Here is a 16,753-nt window from a genome sequence, read left to right on the forward strand (position 1 = left end):
TATGGGTTGCCATGCACCGTGTAGAGGAGATTTGTCTCATGAAACTGATAACAGCCATTATCAAACCCTTCAAACTTGATGATGTGCGCGAGGCGCTTTCAGATATCGGTGTACAGGGCATTACCGTCACCGAAGTGAAAGGCTTTGGCCGTCAGAAAGGTCACACCGAATTGTATCGCGGCGCGGAGTACGTTGTTGATTTCCTGCCGAAGGTAAAACTCGAAGTGGCGGTTGCCGACGGTTCCGTCGAGCAAACGCTTGAAGCCATCAGTAAATCCGCCAATACCGGCAAGATCGGTGACGGCAAGATTTTCGTTTCCGCGCTAGAGCAGGTCATCCGTATTCGTACGGGCGAGACCGGCGAAGAAGCGATTTAAGAATTAGGGGCAAGCTCATTGCCGGTTTTCACTCATAAAGAGTTGGGCCGGTACGGATTCGGACTTTGGCAGAAGGCCGGAACCCCCAACAAGCCTGCGAGGTTTATTTAATCATGGAAAATCAAATATTTGAACTGCAGTACGCACTCGACACCTTTTACTTTTTGGTGTGCGGTGCGCTGGTAATGTGGATGGCGGCCGGTTTTGCCATGCTCGAAGCCGGTCTGGTGCGTTCCAAGAACACCACCGAGATCCTTACCAAAAACGTAGCCCTGTTTGCGATCGCCTGTACCATGTACATGATCTGCGGCTACTCCATCATGTACGGCGGCGGCGAGCTGACCCTGTTCCTCGACGGTATCGTCGGTGACGGTGTGGCCGGTGCTGAAGAGCCCGCGACCTACGCGCCTTCTTCTGACTTCTTCTTCCAGGTCGTGTTTGTTGCGACGGCGATGTCGATTGTCTCCGGTGCAGTTGCCGAGCGTATGAAACTGTGGGCCTTCCTGGCTTTCGCAGTCGTCATGACCGGTGTTATCTATCCGATGGAAGGTGCCTGGACCTGGGGCGGTATGCCGGTATTCGGACTGTACACGCTGGGCGACCTGGGCTTCTCTGACTTTGCTGGTTCCGGCATCGTACACATGGCAGGTGCTGCCGCAGCCCTGGCTGGTGTGATTCTGCTGGGTGCCCGTAAAGGCAAATACGGCAAAGACGGTCAAGTTAACGCGATCCCCGGTGCTAACCTGCCGCTGGCGACTCTGGGTACTTTTATCCTGTGGCTGGGCTGGTTCGGCTTCAACGGTGGTTCGGTGCTGGCAACGTCCAGCGTTGAAAGCGCCAACTCTGTAGCGGTTGTGTTCATGAACACTAACGCCGCAGCGGCCGGTGGTCTGATCGGTGCACTGGCAGTAGCTCGCATCATGTTCGGCAAGGCCGACCTCACTATGGCCCTGAACGGCGCCCTGGCTGGTCTGGTTGCCATCACGGCTGAGCCTTCAACCCCGACTGCGCTGCAAGCGACTCTGTTCGGTGGTCTGGGTGGCGTACTGGTTGTATTCTCCATCGTGACTCTGGACAAGCTGAAAATCGATGATCCGGTTGGTGCGATCTCTGTCCACGGTGTTGTCGGTCTGCTGGGTCTGCTGCTGGTACCGGTTACCAACGACGGCTCAAGCTTCTCTGGTCAGCTGATCGGTGCGGCCACCATCTTTGGCTGGGTATTCGTAGCCAGCATGGTGACCTGGGCGATCATCAAAGCGGTTATCGGAATCCGCGTCACGGAAGAAGAAGAGTACGAAGGCGTGGATCTGTCCGAGTGTGGCATGGAAGCCTACCCCGAATTCACCCAGCAATAAGTCTCCCCCTGCTGGTGAATGCCAAGGCGCCTTCGGGCGCCTTTTTTGTTTCTGGTTCCCCTCACCCCAGCCCTCTCCCGAAGGGAGAGGGAGCAAATCGACACGCGCGTCAAACTCGACCGAAAGGTACCCTCTCCCACTGGGAGAGGGACAGGGTGAGGGGGATTTAAACAACAGCGTAGTCGGTGCGATCCCCCAGCCAGCGCTGTATGAGTGCATCGCTTAAGTTGTCGTCGGCTGAGACCTTGCCAGCAACCTGTTTAACATCCTCAAGCAAATCACCATCGCGCTGCAGATCGGCAATACGAAATTGCATTAATCCGGTTTGGCGAGTGCCTAACACTTCGCCGGGCCCGCGCAGCATCAAATCTTTTTCGGCAATATAAAAACCATCGGTAGATTCGCGCAGGGCGCGCAGTCGCTCCTTGCCGGTTCGCGACAGGGGCGATTGGTAGAGCAGCACACAATGACTTTCGAGAGCGCCGCGCCCGACTCGGCCGCGTAACTGATGTAATTGTGAAAGCCCAAGGCGTTCGGCGTTTTCAATCACCATCAAGCTGGCATTGGGCACGTCGACCCCAACTTCAATCACGGTGGTGGCGACCAGCAGTTGTGTCTCGCCCGCTTTAAAGGCCGTCATGATATCGGCCTTTTCCTGTGACTTCTGGCGGCCGTGGACCAGTGCGATCTGTAATTGGGGGAGTGCCGTTTTGAGTTCTTCAAAGGCTGCTTCCGCCGCCTGTGCCTGCAAGGCTTCCGACTCTTCAATCAACGTGCACACCCAATACACCTGCTGACCTTTGGCGCAGACATGGGCAATGCGCTCGATAATCTGGGCGCGCCGCGCGTTGTCGATGACGACGGTATTGACTGGCGTTCGCCCGGGCGGCAGTTCGTCGATGATGGAGGTGTCGAGATCGGCGTAGGCAGTCATCGCCAGAGTTCGCGGAATCGGCGTTGCGGTCATCACCAATTGGTGAGGCGAACCATCTTCAGGCCGCGTTTTTTGCGTCAGGGCAAGTCGCTGATGCACGCCAAAGCGATGCTGCTCGTCGATTATCGCCAGCCCAAGCCGTTGATAGGCGACCTCATCCTGAAACAGGGCATGGGTGCCGACCACCAGCTGCGCTTCGCCACTGGCAATCTCCACCAGCGCCTTTTGCCTCGCCTTGCCTTTGAGTTTGCCAACCAGCCAGCCGACCTTGATGCCGAGGGAGTCGAACCATTGACTGAAATTGAGGTAGTGCTGCTCTGCGAGGATTTCCGTGGGCGCCATCAAGGCCACCTGAAAACCCTGTTCAATGGCCTGCAAAGCCGCCATGCCGGCCACCACGGTTTTGCCGCTACCTACATCACCTTGTACCAGTCGCAGCATCGGTCTTGGCAGTATTAAGTCCGCCGCTATCTCGTCACTGACCCGCTGCTGCGCGTCGGTCAGTTTAAAACCCAATTGCTTAAGAAAAGCATTCTGCAGTTGTCGACTTTCGGCCATGGGTACCGCACCCCGGGCCTGTGTCTGTTCGCGGGTTTTCAGCATGGCGAGGTTGTGGGCCAGCAGTTCTTCGAAGGCGAGACGGCGCTGGGCCGGGTGCAGTCCTTCGCGCATCAGTGACAGCCGTGCCTTGCTGGGCGGTTGGTGCAGATAGCGCAGGGCATCGCTAAGGGGGAAGCGCGCCAGCTCGTGCTGGCTGATCAGCTCGGTAACCGGATGTTTGTCGAGCAGGGTTAACGCCTGCTGACAGAGCTTGCGCCACACATTTTGGCCGATGCCGTCGGTGCTGGGGTAAACAGGAGTGAGTCGGTCGTCGAGCTCAACCGCTTGCTGTTCGTCGAGCAGCTGGTATTCCGGATGGTAGAGCTCCAGCCCCGCGCTGCCGCGCCGCGGTTCGCCGTAGCAGCGAATGCGTACGCCTTTTGCGAGCTGATTTTTCTGTGCGCCGGAAAAATGAAAGAAGCGAAGCGTTACGAGGCCGGTGCCGTCCTGCACCTTACAGATCAAGCTGCGGCGTTTGCCAAAGGCGATATCAGCCACTTGAACTTCGCCTTCAATCACGGCGTCTACGCCGAGCTGCAGCGCGCCGATGGGCGTGATCTTGGTGCGATCCTGATAGCGCAGGGGCAGGTGGAATAGCAGATCCTGCGCAGTAAAAACGCCGTATTTATTGAGCTTTTCGCGCAGCCGGGGGCCAACGCCCTTGAGCTGGTCGACGGTGATGGCCTGCAGATCCGTCACGCAGGGTCTCCTTCTCTATTGGTCTGCGCTCACGTATTGTAACGGTCTTTTGCAAGGTAACGACAGGCGAGGCATGGAAAAAACACTGCTGTTAATTGGCTGCGGACAACTGGGTTCCGCGCTGGGCCAGGAATTTCTGACTCAGGGCTGGCGTGTGGTGGGCGCTCGTCGCTCCGTCGAAAAACTGCCCAAAGGCTTTGAGCCGCTGGGACTGGATTTTCGCGACAGCACATCACTCAACGCCCTGAGTGAGATTGCGGCGGATTATGTGGTTGTGACACTGACGCCGGGTGAGCGTAGCGCGGAGGCTTATAAGGCGGTTTTCGAGCAGGGCTTGGCGGCCATTTTGCGGAATCTGAATGCAAGCCGACTGAAGCGCCTGCTGTTTACCTCCAGCACCAGCGTCTATCACCAGAACGACGGTTCGGTCGTTGATGAAAACAGCGTGACCGAGCCCACCAGCTTCAGCGGCCAGTCCGTTCTGGCGGCTGAAAAATTACTTGCCGAGTCTGCTTTGCCTACAACGGTTGTGCGCTATGGCGGTATCTACGGCGGCGATTCGCTGCGCTTGGCAGAGCGGGTGCGCGAGGGGCGGTGTGCGCCGCCTGAGCCCGAGCATTTCAGTAACCGGATTCATCGCGATGACTGCGTGGCGGTGTTAAAGCACTTTATTGAGTGTGTTGAAGCGGGCAAGCCACTGGCAGACTGTTATCTGGCGGTGGACGACAATCCCGCGCCGATTGCTGAGGTACACCAGTGGCTGGCCGCGCAGTTAGGTGTGTCCTACGAGTGCGACCCCGGTTACAGGCATATGGCGGGCAGCAAGCGCGGCAATAATCAGCGATTAAAAGACAGTGGTTTTACCTTCCGCTACCCGGATTACCAGCAAGGTTATGCGGCGGTATTAGAGCGTTAAACGCTACTGGCTCTTCATCCGCATAATCCCTTCCTGAGCGGTGCTGGCGACCAGCCGGCCCTGCCGATCAAAAATCTGGCCGCGCACAAAGCCTCGACCGTTAGAGGCGCTGGGGCTATCGATGGCGTAGAGCAGCCAGTCATTGAAATCGAAGGGGCGGTGGAACCAGATGCTGTGGTCGATGGTGGCCATGCGCATATTCTCGGTAAAGAACGAGACTTCATGGGGCTGAGTCGCTGCCGCCAGAAACAGGAAGTCCGAGGCGTAGGCCAGGGTGTATTGGTGAATTTGCGTTTCTGCGGGCAGTGAACCGTTAGCGCGCATCCACAGGTGCCACTTGGGCGGCAGTTTGGTGGGGCGCAGCAGGTTTTGTTTTTCGACCAGCCGGAAATCAATGGCGCGCAGGGCGGAAAACTTGGGCAGCCAGTCTTCCGGGCTGCGTTTGATATTGTCTTCGATAATCGCCAGTCCGCTCTCGATCTCCTCGGGTGCCGGCATGTCGGGCATATCGGCTTCGTGCTCGAAGCCCTTCAGTGGAATTTGAAAGGAGCAGGTCATAAAGCAGATGGGCTGGCCTTTCTGCATGGCCTTGACGCGGCGGTTGGAGATGGTGCCGGCATCCAGTGTGGTTTCCACTTCAAAAATGATAGGTAAAGTGGAGTCACCTGGGCGCAGAAAGTAGCTGTGCAGTGAATGAATCTCGCGATCGGCGGGCACCTGCTGCTTGGCCGCCGACAGTGCCTGACCGATAACCTGTCCGCCGTAAACCCGGCCCCAGTCGGTGACCTCGCTCTGGCCGCGATAGAGGTTTTCATCGAGCTTTTCCAGCTTGAGAACATCAACGAGTTGGTTCAGCGCCTGATTCATGGGCATTCCTTGTAACTTTTCTTCCTGCAATTGCCCGGGCAGTATAGCCGATGCCGGTACTGAATCGGCGATGTATGCCCGCCATAACAGCCGATGTTGGTGCGTGGAGAATTGTTCATGGTCTGGCGGCGTGGCGGGCAGTAGGCTGACCTTTTTCAACATAGCGGGAGAGCACAATGGATCAGGAAAAAATCGAAGCCTTGATCAAGGATTTTGAGAATCGGCCGATTATTCCGACGGTGGGGGCGAGCGATACCCTGCTGCTGGAAGAAAACGATCTGCCCTGGTTGATGTCACCCGATGGTAGCCAGACCCAGCTGCTGCAGGTGGATCTGAATCAGGGGCTGTGGGTAGTCAAAAACCGCTTTATGCCCGGCTTTGCCATCGACAAGCACTACCATACGGGTTCGGTTTTCGCGGTGACGCTGAAGGGCGAATGGTATTACAAAGAGTATCCGGATGAGGTTAACAAGCCCGGATCTTACCTCTTTGAGCCCGCCGGTTCGGTCCATACCCTGATGGTGCCGGAAGGGCAAAAAGAGCCCACCGAAGTATGGTTTGCAATTTATGGCGCCAATATCAATATGGATGCCGAGGGCAATATCACGGCAGTGCTGGATGCGCATTCGGTGCTCGATGGCTACACCAAGTACTGCGATGCTATGGGTGAGGACTGTAGCAAACTGATTGTGAATGGCGAACAGCCTTATAAGAAATAAGGTCGGCGCGGCAATCTTGTGATGTGGGTGCCACATTCAGGAGATTGCTTCGTTCTTCGCAATGACGAGATAACTTCAGTCTTCCAGAATCTTCTTCGCGCGGTAGCGGAACTGGCGGAAGGATAAACCCAGCAGTTCCGCCGCTTCGGTTTTATTGCCGTGACTTTTCGCCAGTGCCGCTTCAATGGCGGCGCGCTCAATATCCTGCAGGTAGCCTTCCAGATCTCCAAACGCCGCTTCAATGCCTTTTGCGGGATTGGTGGAGGGCGTTGTTCCGGTGTCGGGAAGTTGCAGATCGCCCGCGGTTATTGTGTCGTCGTCACAGAGGGTCACGGCGCGCTCCAGGATATTCTCCAGCTCGCGCACGTTACCCGGGAAGGGGTAGCTGCTGAGGGCGGTTTGTGCGCTGGCATCCAGTTGGGGTGTTTTCATGCCCCACTCGGCCGATAGGCGGTTGAGGATGGCGTTGGCCAGCAGGGGAATATCCTCTACCCGTTCACGCAGGCTCGGCACTTTTACTTCAATCACATTGATGCGATAGAACAGGTCCGTGCGGAAGTGGCCCTTCTCCACTTGCGTCGCCAGATCCTTGTGGGTCGCGCTGAGCAGTCGCACATCGACCGGGATTTCACGATTGGCGCCCACCGGTCGGACGCTTTTGTTCTGAATGGCGCGCAGCAGCTTGACCTGCATGTTCAGTGGCAGGTCGGCAATTTCATCGAGAAAAAGTGTGCCGCCGTCAGCGGATTCAAACAGCCCTGCCTTGTCATTGTGGGCGCCGGTAAAGCTGCCTTTTACGTGGCCGAAAAATTCGCTTTCCATCAACTCTGAAGGAATCGCACCGCAGTTAACGGGAACAAAAGGTGCATCCGCGCGTGGCCCGCTGGCGTGTATCAAGCGGGCGACAACTTCCTTGCCGCTGCCGGATTCACCGCTGATGTAAACCGGCGCCTGACTGCGCGACAGTTTGGCGATCTGCCGACGCAGTGCCACCATATTGTCGGTTTCGCCGATCAACTGTCGGGTATCGTCGCCCACGCTGTCGGCGGCGGGTTTGTCGTCCAGGCTCACGGCGTTGCGCACGAGGTTGCGCAGGCGGTCGAGATCAATCGGTTTGGAAATAAAATCAAAGGCGCCGGCTTTTAAGGACTCCGTTGCCAGATCCACGCTGCCAAACGCGGTGATGACGGCGACCGGGGTTTCTTCCGGGCGCTCCTGCAGGTTGCGGATGATATCCAGGCCGCTGCCGTCCGGCAGTTTCATGTCTGTCAGGCACAGGGCGAAGTGCTGACTGTCGAGCAGGCGAAAGGCGCTGGCCAGGGAGTCTGCACTATGGGTGTGGTAGCCCATGCGCATCAGGGTCAGCTCCAGCAACTCGCGAATGTCTGGCTCGTCGTCGATGATCAGGATGGGCTTTTGTGGGTTCATCAGTCTATTACGTGGCGTTTCTGGGGGTGGCTGAAGGATAAGCGAAAGCAGCTCTTGCCGTCATCGGTTGGCTGCCAGGTCAGTTGAATCTGGTTGGCGTCGCAGAGTTCCTTGCAGATATAGAGGCCGAGACCGGTGCCGCTGCTCTCGGTGGTGAAAAAGGGTTCGAAAATCCGGTCCCGGTTTTCTGTGCTGACCCCGGGGCCATCGTCGATAATATTCAGAATGGGGCCGGGTTGTTCTTTGTCGTCAATCACCTGCAGCTCCAGTTGTCGCTTGCCGGTGGCTTCCGCGCTGTGGCGCAGGCCGTTGTCGACGATGATGGTTAGAATCTGGTGCAGCTGGTCGTCGTCGACATTAACCGTAAAGCGACCACCGATGGCGGTGATGTTGAAATCTGCCGGGTCCGGGGTAATAGCACTGTAGTCATGACAAAACGTGTCGAGCCATTCCCTCAGGTTAAAAGGTTCTGGTTTGGGATTGTCTCGCCGCGACAGCTGCAGAATATTTTCAATAATGCTGTTCATGCGCGCCGACTGCTGGGTGACGATATTGATCAACCGGCGGTCGGTGCTGTCGAGGCTTTCGGATTCGGCCAGTAGTTGAGCGGCGTGACTGATGGCGCCCAGGGGGTTGCGGATTTCATGGGCGATGCTGGCGGTAAACTGACCGAGCGAGGCGAGCTTGAGCTGCTGGGCCTGCTGCGCCATCTGGCTGACGTCTTCGATAAACAGCAAGGTATTTTCACTGTCGCCAGCTTTCAATTCCGTGCGGCTGATCTGCAGCAGTCGGCCCGATTCCTCATGTCGAAACTGAGTATTCTGGCGCCGTTCCTGTCGCAGCAGCTCCAACAGCGAGCGCGGTGCCAGCTGCGGCATGCTCTGACTGATAAAGCGAACTTTGAGGAGCTCTGCGGCGGATTGGTTGATCAGGCGGATCACGCCTTCAGCATCGACCACGAGAATGCCAGTGCGCATGTTCTGAACGATGCGCTCGCTGATATGCAGCAGTTGCTGCACGTCAGCCTCGCGCGCCTGCACCAGGGCTTGAGTGGCGATAATGCGTTGGGTCAGGTACTGCACCACGATGCTGGTGGTAAAAAACGCCATGCCCATCAGGCCGGCGTCAAAGAACTCGGCGCTGGGTTGAGCTTCGTAAGTCACCCGATAGACGCTGTCGGCAATGACCGCGATCGAGGCCATTGCCGACAGCAGAAAGCCGAGTCTCGCGGTCAGCAGCATATTGCCGGCTGCGATGGCCGGCAGGACCAGCAGAGCGATGCCGGTGGTCTCATCGGCCGAGCTGTAGTGAATCAGCGCCAGCGTCAGAATATCGATCAGCAGGCTGGTAAAGACCTGCGTAGCATTGCCGATTCGACTGCTGAATAGTTGATAGAGCAATAAACCGATAGCGTAGGCTGTATAAAAACCCGATACGCTGAGAAATAACAGGGGCTGGTGTTTACCGATAACCGGGTCGTCGGCGGTCAGCAGGTACAGGGTGGCGAGTATCATGGCCAGCAAGGCGCGATACCCGGAGTAAATGATGAGCAGTGCCCAGTTCTGGCGATTTTCTGTGGCAGGCAGCATGGTGGTCTGTTGAGCCGGTGGTGAGCGCAGTGTACCTGCTCTGTGGGCGGGATGCGACGCACGGCTTCTGGTAGAATGCGGCCTCTCTTTCACACGCAGAGCGGAGCAGGCATGAGCGCTGACGTAAGCATAGCCATGGCGCAGATCAACCCGGTGGTGGGCGATATTGCGGGGAATACCGAGCGCATTGCGCAGGCCGCACGAGAGGCGGCCGCGAGCGGTGCGCACTTGGTGATGTTCCCGGAGCTGGCCCTGACCGGTTACCCACCAGAAGATCTCTTGCTTCGCCCGAGCCTGGAAATCCGCGTGGCGGCCGCGCTGGAAACGCTGGCAGCGACGAGTCGCGATATCGCCCTGTTGGTCGGTCTGCCCCTTCATGCAGACGGCAAGCTCTATAACGCGGCAGCCCTGCTGCGTGACGGCAAGGTTGAGGTGCTCTACCGCAAACACCGCCTGCCGAATTATCGGGTATTTGATGAGGTTCGTTATTTCGCGGCCGGCAGTGAGGCGGCAGTGTTTGAGCTTGGCGGTACCCGCTTTGGTATCACGATCTGTGAAGATATCTGGTCACCTGAACCGGCGGCGAAAGCTGTTGCCGCGGGCGCCGAGGTGATCCTCAATCTCAATGCCTCGCCTTACCATGTGGGCAAGCAAGCAGAGCGCGAAGCGGTGGTAGCGGAACGCTGCCGCGAAAATAGAGTTCCTGTGCTGTATGTGAATCAGGTCGGCGCGCAGGACGAGTTGGTGTTTGACGGTGGCTCCTTTGCCTTGTCGTCTGACGGCGAATTAAAGGCGCGCGCCCACCCTCTTAAAGAATCTCTGTCGTTGATCACGCTGCGTGATGGCGAGCCGCTGGCAAATGATATCGCGCCTATCGCTGAGGAACTGGCCACCATTTACGACGCGCTGGTGGTCGGTGTGCGCGACTACGTGAACAAAAACGGTTTCAAAGGCGTGGTGCTCGGTTTATCGGGCGGGATTGATTCTGCACTGACCCTGGCGGTTGCGGTGGATGCACTCGGTGCCGAGCGGGTTGAAGCGGTGATGATGCCCTTTAAATACACCTCCAGCATGAGCCTGGAGGATGCTGCTGCTGAAGCCAAAACCTTGGGTGTGACCTACAAGGTGATGCCGATAGAGCCAATGTTTGATGCATTTTCTGAAGCGCTGGCCGACGAGTTTGCGGGCCTCAAACGCGACACCACCGAAGAAAACATGCAGGCCCGGATTCGCGGTGTGCTGCTGATGGCCATCTCAAACAAAAAGGGCTATCTGGTGCTGACCACCGGTAACAAAAGCGAGATGGCGGTGGGTTATTGCACGCTTTACGGTGATATGGCCGGCGGTTTTGATGTGCTGAAAGATGTCTCCAAGCAGCGCGTGTTTGCCCTGTCGCGCTACCGCAATACCCTGTCGCCGGCGATCCCGCAGCGGGTGATTGATCGCCCGCCCTCGGCCGAACTGGCGCCAGATCAGAAAGATGAAGACTCGCTGCCGCCTTACGAGGTGCTGGATGAAATTCTTGAACACTACATTGAGCACGATCAGAGCGCCGAAGCGATTATCGCCATGGGCTTTGAGCGCGAGCAGGTGGAGCGCGTGGTGCGACTGGTGGATATCAATGAATACAAGCGGCGGCAGGCGGCGATTGGGCCGCGTATTACCGAGCGCGGCTTTGGGCGTGACCGGCGCTATCCGATCACCAATCGCTGGAAGGCGGGGGTCTAAAACAAAAACGGGCGCAGAGGGCGCCCGTTTTTATTTCAACAGAACTGAATCCTAGCGAGGCCGCATCTTCGGCGGCTTGCGATCGTCACGGCTGACGTCTTTCTCACCTTCGCCGGGAACAAACACCGGGCGGTTATCAAACTTGGGTGGCTCGTAGCGATCCACCAGCCCCAGCGTGGCCTTGTTCAGCCAGGAGCGCTCCTGATCCAGACCCACCTGTGAGTTGAAGTTGCCGTTTTCATCCAGCGCCGGGTGTTTCGGGAAATTGCTGCGCAGCACGGTCAGTGAGCGCTCGGCCAGATCATCCATACCCAGCAGCAGGTAAGCCTGCACCATGACTGCCAGTGCGTCGGGCACGGCTGAGGTCTGGGGCATGTTTTCTACCACGTAGCGGCCGCGGTTGGCGGCGGCCAGATAGGCCTTGCGCTTGAAGTAGTAGTTGGCGACGTTGATTTCATAGCGGGCCAGACGGTTGCGCAGGTGAATCATACGCGCACGGGCATCCGGGGCGTACTGGCTGTTGGGAAAGCGCTGCAGCATCTGGCGGAAATCTTCAAAGGCCTGTATTGCCGCGCCGGGATCGCGCTGACTCATATCGGTAGGGAAGAAACGCTCCAGCAGACCCTGCCCTTCGGTGTAGTTGGCCAGACCGCGCATGTAGTAAGCGTAGTCTACGCTCGGATGCTGGGGGTGCAGGCGAATAAAGCGGTCTGCCGCCGCAATTGCCGCTTCCGGTTCCAGGCTGCGGTAGTGAGCGTAGATGATCTCCAGCTGAGCCTGTTCGGCGTAGGGGCCGAAGGGAAAGCGGGATTCCAGCAGCTGCAGGTTTTTCACGGCAAGAGAGAAATTGCCGTTTTCCATATGCTCCTGGGCTTGATCGTAGATCTGCTTCTCCGAGGATTCTGCCTCTTTTTGCGGATCTGAGGCGCAGGCGGCAAGAAAGCCGACCAGCAGGATCAACAGACCGTGTTTAACAACTCTCATAATGTGGCATTCCCGGTTTCAGCGGTGGATAATTCAGGCGACGTATTTAACCACAGCCACCCGGCGCCTTAAAGCAGGCGCCGGCCGTGGCCGCAAAGGATGTTTCATGCCCGATACGATCGCCCTCAGCGCCGTGATTCCGGACGAGCTGGCGGGCTCGCGTTTAGACCAGGCTGTCGCCCAGCTGTTCCCCGATTATTCCCGCTCCCGCCTGCAGAGCTGGATCAAGTCCGGGGAGTTGACGGTTAATGGTGCCCAGCTGCGCCCGAAGGACCGCATTATCGGTGGCGAGGAAATCCGTATTGGGGCCGAACTGCAGGACGAAGGTGATTGGCAGCCCCAGCAGATTGATTTTGGCCTGCACTATGAAGATGACCACCTGCTGGTGCTGAACAAGCCGGTGGGACTGGTGGTGCATCCGGCAGCGGGTCATGCGGATGGCACGCTGGTCAATGCGCTGATTGAACACTGCCCGGCGCTGGCCCAACTGCCGCGGGCGGGTATTGTGCACCGCTTGGATAAAGACACCTCCGGGCTAATGGTGGTGGCGAAAACCCTCGAGGCTCACACCTCGCTGGTCAAACAGCTGCAGGCGCGGGAAGTGCACCGGGAATACGAGGCGCTGGTTTACGGCGCCATGACCGGCGGCGGCAAGGTCGATGAGCCCATCGGGCGCCACCCTCAGCAGCGCAAGAAAATGGCGGTGGTGCGCGCAGGTGGCAAGGAGGCGGTAACCCACTACCGGTTGATCGAGCGATTTACCCACTTCTCCCATGTGCGCTGCCTGCTGGAGACCGGGCGGACCCATCAGATCCGCGTGCATATGGCGCATATCAAGCACCCGCTGATTGGTGACCAGCTCTACGCCGGTCGCCTGCGGCAGCCAAAAGGCGCCAGTGAACTCTTAAGCGAAACCCTGCGAACCTTCCGTCGTCAGGCCCTGCACGCACGCCGGTTGGAGTTGGTCCACCCCGGTACCGAGGACTTGGTGAGCTGGGACAGCGATTTGCCGGCGGACTTCCAACGCCTGCGCGACGTGCTGGCCAGCGAAGATGGCAATGGCTGAGCCTCATCCGGTGTTGATTACGCCGGAGTGGGACGCGCCGGCGACGGTTCGTGCGTTGTGTACTACCCGTCACGGTGGCGTCAGCACGGGGCCTTGGGGCGAGTTCAATCTGGCCCTTCACGTTGAAGACGACAGTGCCGCCGTTGCCCAGAATCGCAAATCCCTGCTGAAGGCCTGCGATGGCTTGGAGCAGATTCAGTGGTTGAATCAGACTCACAGCCCACGCTGCATTACCGCCGACGGCAACTCTCTGCCGGAGGCGGATGCCGCCGAGACGGATCACGCGGCGCTGGCCTGCGCGGTACTGACTGCCGACTGCTTGCCGGTGCTGTTTTGTGACGAAACCGGGTCGCAGGTGGCTGCGGCCCATGCGGGCTGGCGCGGTTTGCTGGATGGGGTCTTGGTCAATACGGTAAAGCAGTTCCGTGCTGAGCCCGAAACCCTTCATGCCTGGCTCGGCCCCTGTATTCGCCAGCCTCGCTTTGAAGTCGGGGCGGAAGTTCGCGTGGCTTTCGTTGAGCGCTTTGTTGGGCCTTCCCGCGCTGAGATTGAAAACTGTTTTAGTGCCGCAGGTGAGCCCGGAAAATTTCTCTGCGATCTCGCCACGCTGGCGGCGCTGCAGCTCCGCGCACTGGGGCTTTCACGGGTGTCTGATTGTGGCTTATGTACCGTCGACGACCCCCGTTTTTATTCCTATCGCCAGCACAATCCCTGCGGTCGCTTTGCCAGCCTGATCTATCGCCTGCCTTGAATTTCGCGGGTTTACCCTCATTTAGTGATTGTGTGAAAACCATATCCTGAATGAGGGTATTTCCATGCGAATTGACCGCTTTACCAGTGCCCTGCAGTCCGCCGTCGCCGAGGCCCAGTCTCTGGCGGTCGGTCAGGATCACCAGTTTATAGAGCCCGTACATCTGCTGTTGGCCCTGTTGCGCCAGCAGAACGGCTCCGTCAAACCCCTGCTGCAACAGGCGGGCGTCAACCTCCCGACGCTGGAGCAGCGTCTTGGCGAACAACTCAAAGCTCTGCCACAGGTGCAGGGCACACCTGGCGAGGTCCATCTGTCCAATGAGCTGGGCCGGATTTTCAATGTGACCGATAAGCTCGCCCAGCAGCGCGGCGACAGCTATATCTCCAGTGAATTGTTTGTGCTCGCCCTGCTGGAAGCGGGCGGCAAGGTGGCCGAAGCCCTGAAAGCGGCCGGGCTGACCAAAGATAAACTCGAAAGCGCGATTCAGACTGTGCGCGCAGGAGCCAATGTGAGCGACCCCGAAGCGGAAGGTGCCCGTCAGGCGCTGGAAAAATACACCATTGATCTCACCGAGCGCGCCCGCGACGGCAAGCTCGACCCGGTGATTGGTCGCGATGAAGAAATTCGTCGCGCAGTTCAGGTCTTGCAGCGCCGGACCAAAAATAATCCGGTGCTGATCGGTGAGCCCGGTGTGGGTAAAACCGCCATTGTCGAAGGTCTGGCCCAGCGAATCGTCAACGGCGAAGTACCGGAAGGCTTGAAAGACAAGCGCCTGCTGTCGCTCGATCTGGGTTCGCTGTTGGCCGGTGCGAAGTATCGCGGTGAATTTGAAGAGCGCCTGAAAGCGGTGCTGAACGAGCTGGCCAAGGAGGAAGGCCGGGTGATCCTGTTTATCGACGAACTGCACACGATGGTGGGCGCCGGTAAGGCCGAGGGCGCGATGGATGCGGGTAATATGCTCAAACCTGCCCTCGCTCGCGGTGAACTGCACTGTGTGGGTGCGACCACGCTGGATGAGTACCGCCAATACATCGAAAAAGATGCGGCGCTGGAGCGTCGCTTCCAGAAGGTGCTGGTGGGTGAACCCAGCGAGGAAGACACTATTGCGATCCTGCGCGGCTTGAAAGAGCGCTATGAGGTGCATCACGGCGTCGATATAACCGACTCGGCCATTATCGCGGCGACCCGTTTGTCCCAGCGCTATATCGCCGACCGTCAGTTGCCAGACAAGGCCATCGACTTGATCGACGAGTCCGCCAGCCGCATTCGTATGGAAATCGACTCCAAGCCCGAAGAAATGGATCGGCTGGAGCGGCGATTGATCCAATTGAAAATCCAGCGCGAAGCGGTGAAAAAGGACGAGGACGAATCCGCTCGCAAGCAACTGGAAAAACTCAACGCCGATATCGACAAGGTCGAGAAGGAATACGCCGACCTGGAAGAAATCTGGTTGGCAGAAAAATCCTCTCTGCAAGGCGCCAACCAGATTAAAAGCGAATTGGAAAAGGCCAAGCTGGAATTGGAGTCGGCCCGTCGCGCCAGCGATCTGACCCGGATGTCAGAGCTGCAATACGGGGTCATTCCCGATCTGGAAAAAAGGCTGGCCAGTGCCGGCAGCGCCGACAACGAGGAGCGCAAACTGCTGCGCAACAAAGTCACCGACGAAGAGGTGGCGGAAGTGGTGTCGCGCTGGACGGGTATTCCGGTCAGCAAAATGCTCGAGGGTGAGCGCGACAAACTGCTGCGTATGGAAGACGAGCTGCACCGCCGGGTGGTGGGGCAAGACGAAGCCATCGTTGCCGTATCCCATGCGGTGCGCCGCTCCCGCGCAGGCCTGAGCGATCCCAATCGCCCCAACGGTTCCTTCCTGTTTATGGGGCCGACCGGGGTTGGTAAAACCGAATTGTGCAAGGCGCTGGCCACTTTCCTCTACGACAGTGAAGAGGCCATGGTGCGGATTGATATGTCCGAATTTATGGAGAAGCACTCCGTGGCTCGATTAATTGGTGCGCCTCCGGGTTACGTGGGCTATGAGGAGGGCGGCTATCTGACAGAAGCGGTACGTCGCCGTCCGTACTCGTTGCTCTTGCTGGATGAGGTGGAAAAGGCCCATCCGGATGTGTTCAACATTCTGCTGCAGGTGCTCGACGATGGCCGCTTGACCGACGGGCAGGGTCGCACGGTGGATTTTCGCAACACGGTGATCGTGATGACTTCCAACCTTGGCTCGGATCGGATTCAGGATCTGGCGCGCGCCGAGAGTGGTTATGACGCCATCAAGGAAGCGGTGATGGACGTGGTGTCGAATCACTTCCGCCCGGAATTTATCAACCGCCTCGACGAGATGGTGGTATTCCGGCCGCTGGAGCAGGATCAGGTGCGTGCCATTGCGGATATCCAGCTGGTGTATCTGAGCAAGCGTCTGGCTGAGCGTGAACTGAAACTGGAGCTGAGCGATGCGGCAATGGATAAGCTGACCGCCGTGGGCTTTGATCCGGTATTCGGTGCCCGCCCCCTGAAGCGTGCGATTCAGCAGCTGGTGGAGAACCCGCTGGCGCAAGATATCTTGCAGGGCAAGTTCAGTGTGGGCGATACCATTTACGGTGAGGCGGAAGGCGACAAGCTGGTTTTTTCAACGGTCGCCAAGGCAAAAATGGTTCACTGACCGGTGGGAGAAAGGTCGATCGGGCGCAGCGCGCCCGATCGACCACGCCATAGTGGCTCAGTTCTGGAGAGCCGC

13 protein-coding genes are annotated in these 16,753 nt (G+C 58.1%); 8 read left to right on the forward strand and 5 right to left on the reverse strand.

Translation table 11 applies throughout. The features are described from left to right. Positions 1-38 precede the first annotated feature (38 nt). Both glnK and FHR99_RS15425 read left to right on the forward strand, forming a co-directional pair. Entirely contained in the window at positions 39-377 is a 339-nt protein-coding gene (gene glnK, locus FHR99_RS15420; RefSeq protein ID WP_183411596.1) for a P-II family nitrogen regulator, read from the forward strand. Positions 378-490: 113 nt separating this feature from the next. Further along, on the forward strand, positions 491-1,732 hold the full coding sequence (locus tag FHR99_RS15425) for an ammonium transporter (RefSeq protein WP_183411597.1): 1,242 nt from the start codon (positions 491-493) through the stop codon (positions 1,730-1,732). A 166-nt stretch (positions 1,733-1,898) separates the two neighbouring features. Here FHR99_RS15425 and recG read toward each other — a convergent pair whose 3' ends face one another. Next, entirely contained in the window at positions 1,899-3,965 is a 2,067-nt protein-coding gene (gene recG / locus FHR99_RS15430; protein ID WP_183411598.1) for an ATP-dependent DNA helicase RecG, read from the reverse strand. A 73-nt stretch (positions 3,966-4,038) separates the two neighbouring features. On the opposite strand from recG, the gene FHR99_RS15435 reads away from it, so the two are divergent. After that, entirely contained in the window at positions 4,039-4,881 is an 843-nt protein-coding gene (locus tag FHR99_RS15435; RefSeq protein ID WP_183411599.1) for an NAD-dependent epimerase/dehydratase family protein, read from the forward strand. A 3-nt stretch (positions 4,882-4,884) separates the two neighbouring features. Here the strand turns inward: FHR99_RS15435 and FHR99_RS15440 are convergent, their stop codons facing one another. Continuing rightward, positions 4,885-5,748 (reverse strand): acyl-CoA thioesterase, encoded by an 864-nt coding sequence (locus FHR99_RS15440; protein WP_183411600.1) that lies wholly within the window; start codon positions 5,746-5,748, stop codon positions 4,885-4,887. A gap of 176 nt (positions 5,749-5,924) precedes the next feature. On the opposite strand from FHR99_RS15440, the gene FHR99_RS15445 reads away from it, so the two are divergent. Next, positions 5,925-6,467: a 2,4'-dihydroxyacetophenone dioxygenase family protein gene (locus FHR99_RS15445; protein WP_183411601.1), complete on the forward strand. Its 543-nt coding sequence runs from the start codon at positions 5,925-5,927 to the stop codon at positions 6,465-6,467. Between the two features lie 75 nt (positions 6,468-6,542). Here FHR99_RS15445 and FHR99_RS15450 read toward each other — a convergent pair whose 3' ends face one another. Together FHR99_RS15450 and FHR99_RS15455 are read right to left on the reverse strand one after the other, a co-directional pair. Beyond that, on the reverse strand, positions 6,543-7,895 hold the full coding sequence (locus tag FHR99_RS15450) for a sigma-54-dependent transcriptional regulator (RefSeq protein ID WP_183411602.1): 1,353 nt from the start codon (positions 7,893-7,895) through the stop codon (positions 6,543-6,545). Then, positions 7,895-9,484: a sensor histidine kinase gene (locus tag FHR99_RS15455; RefSeq protein WP_183411603.1), complete on the reverse strand. Its 1,590-nt coding sequence runs from the start codon at positions 9,482-9,484 to the stop codon at positions 7,895-7,897. The genes FHR99_RS15450 and FHR99_RS15455 overlap by 1 nt, the downstream gene beginning before the upstream one ends. Before the next feature lie 111 nt (positions 9,485-9,595). Here FHR99_RS15455 and FHR99_RS15460 point away from each other — a divergent pair, with 111 nt between their 5' ends. Beyond that, entirely contained in the window at positions 9,596-11,212 is a 1,617-nt protein-coding gene (locus FHR99_RS15460; protein ID WP_183411604.1) for an NAD+ synthase, read from the forward strand. 51 nt (positions 11,213-11,263) lie between these two features. Here FHR99_RS15460 and FHR99_RS15465 read toward each other — a convergent pair whose 3' ends face one another. Beyond that, positions 11,264-12,196: an outer membrane protein assembly factor BamD gene (locus FHR99_RS15465; protein WP_183411605.1), complete on the reverse strand. Its 933-nt coding sequence runs from the start codon at positions 12,194-12,196 to the stop codon at positions 11,264-11,266. A gap of 106 nt (positions 12,197-12,302) precedes the next feature. On the opposite strand from FHR99_RS15465, the gene rluD reads away from it, so the two are divergent. From rluD to clpB, 3 genes are all read left to right on the forward strand, one after another. Next, positions 12,303-13,262: a 23S rRNA pseudouridine(1911/1915/1917) synthase RluD gene (rluD, locus tag FHR99_RS15470; protein ID WP_183411606.1), complete on the forward strand. Its 960-nt coding sequence runs from the start codon at positions 12,303-12,305 to the stop codon at positions 13,260-13,262. Then, positions 13,255-14,013: a peptidoglycan editing factor PgeF gene (pgeF, locus tag FHR99_RS15475; protein ID WP_183411607.1), complete on the forward strand. Its 759-nt coding sequence runs from the start codon at positions 13,255-13,257 to the stop codon at positions 14,011-14,013. The genes rluD and pgeF overlap by 8 nt, the downstream gene beginning before the upstream one ends. 64 nt (positions 14,014-14,077) lie before the next feature. Further along, entirely contained in the window at positions 14,078-16,678 is a 2,601-nt protein-coding gene (gene clpB, locus FHR99_RS15480; protein ID WP_183411608.1) for an ATP-dependent chaperone ClpB, read from the forward strand. Positions 16,679-16,753: the final 75 nt, after the last annotated feature.

The organism is Litorivivens lipolytica (assembly GCF_014191715.1).
Taxonomy (GTDB): Bacteria; Pseudomonadota; Gammaproteobacteria; order Pseudomonadales; family Spongiibacteraceae; genus Litorivivens; species Litorivivens lipolytica.

What these genes read in the sequence shown, in the direction of transcription:
- glnK (WP_183411596.1), top strand. Translation starts at nt 39, where the DNA reads ATGAAACTGATAACAGCCATTATCAAACCCTTCAAACTTGATGATGTG.
- FHR99_RS15425 (WP_183411597.1), top strand. Translation starts at nt 491, where the DNA reads ATGGAAAATCAAATATTTGAACTGCAGTACGCACTCGACACCTTTTAC.
- FHR99_RS15435 (WP_183411599.1), top strand. Translation starts at nt 4,039, where the DNA reads ATGGAAAAAACACTGCTGTTAATTGGCTGCGGACAACTGGGTTCCGCG.
- FHR99_RS15440 (WP_183411600.1), bottom strand. Translation starts at nt 5,748, where the DNA reads ATGAATCAGGCGCTGAACCAACTCGTTGATGTTCTCAAGCTGGAAAAG.
- FHR99_RS15445 (WP_183411601.1), top strand. Translation starts at nt 5,925, where the DNA reads ATGGATCAGGAAAAAATCGAAGCCTTGATCAAGGATTTTGAGAATCGG.
- FHR99_RS15450 (WP_183411602.1), bottom strand. Translation starts at nt 7,895, where the DNA reads ATGAACCCACAAAAGCCCATCCTGATCATCGACGACGAGCCAGACATT.
- FHR99_RS15455 (WP_183411603.1), bottom strand. Translation starts at nt 9,484, where the DNA reads ATGCTGCCTGCCACAGAAAATCGCCAGAACTGGGCACTGCTCATCATT.
- FHR99_RS15460 (WP_183411604.1), top strand. Translation starts at nt 9,596, where the DNA reads ATGAGCGCTGACGTAAGCATAGCCATGGCGCAGATCAACCCGGTGGTG.
- FHR99_RS15465 (WP_183411605.1), bottom strand. Translation starts at nt 12,196, where the DNA reads ATGAGAGTTGTTAAACACGGTCTGTTGATCCTGCTGGTCGGCTTTCTT.
- rluD (WP_183411606.1), top strand. Translation starts at nt 12,303, where the DNA reads ATGCCCGATACGATCGCCCTCAGCGCCGTGATTCCGGACGAGCTGGCG.
- pgeF (WP_183411607.1), top strand. Translation starts at nt 13,255, where the DNA reads ATGGCTGAGCCTCATCCGGTGTTGATTACGCCGGAGTGGGACGCGCCG.
- clpB (WP_183411608.1), top strand. Translation starts at nt 14,078, where the DNA reads ATGCGAATTGACCGCTTTACCAGTGCCCTGCAGTCCGCCGTCGCCGAG.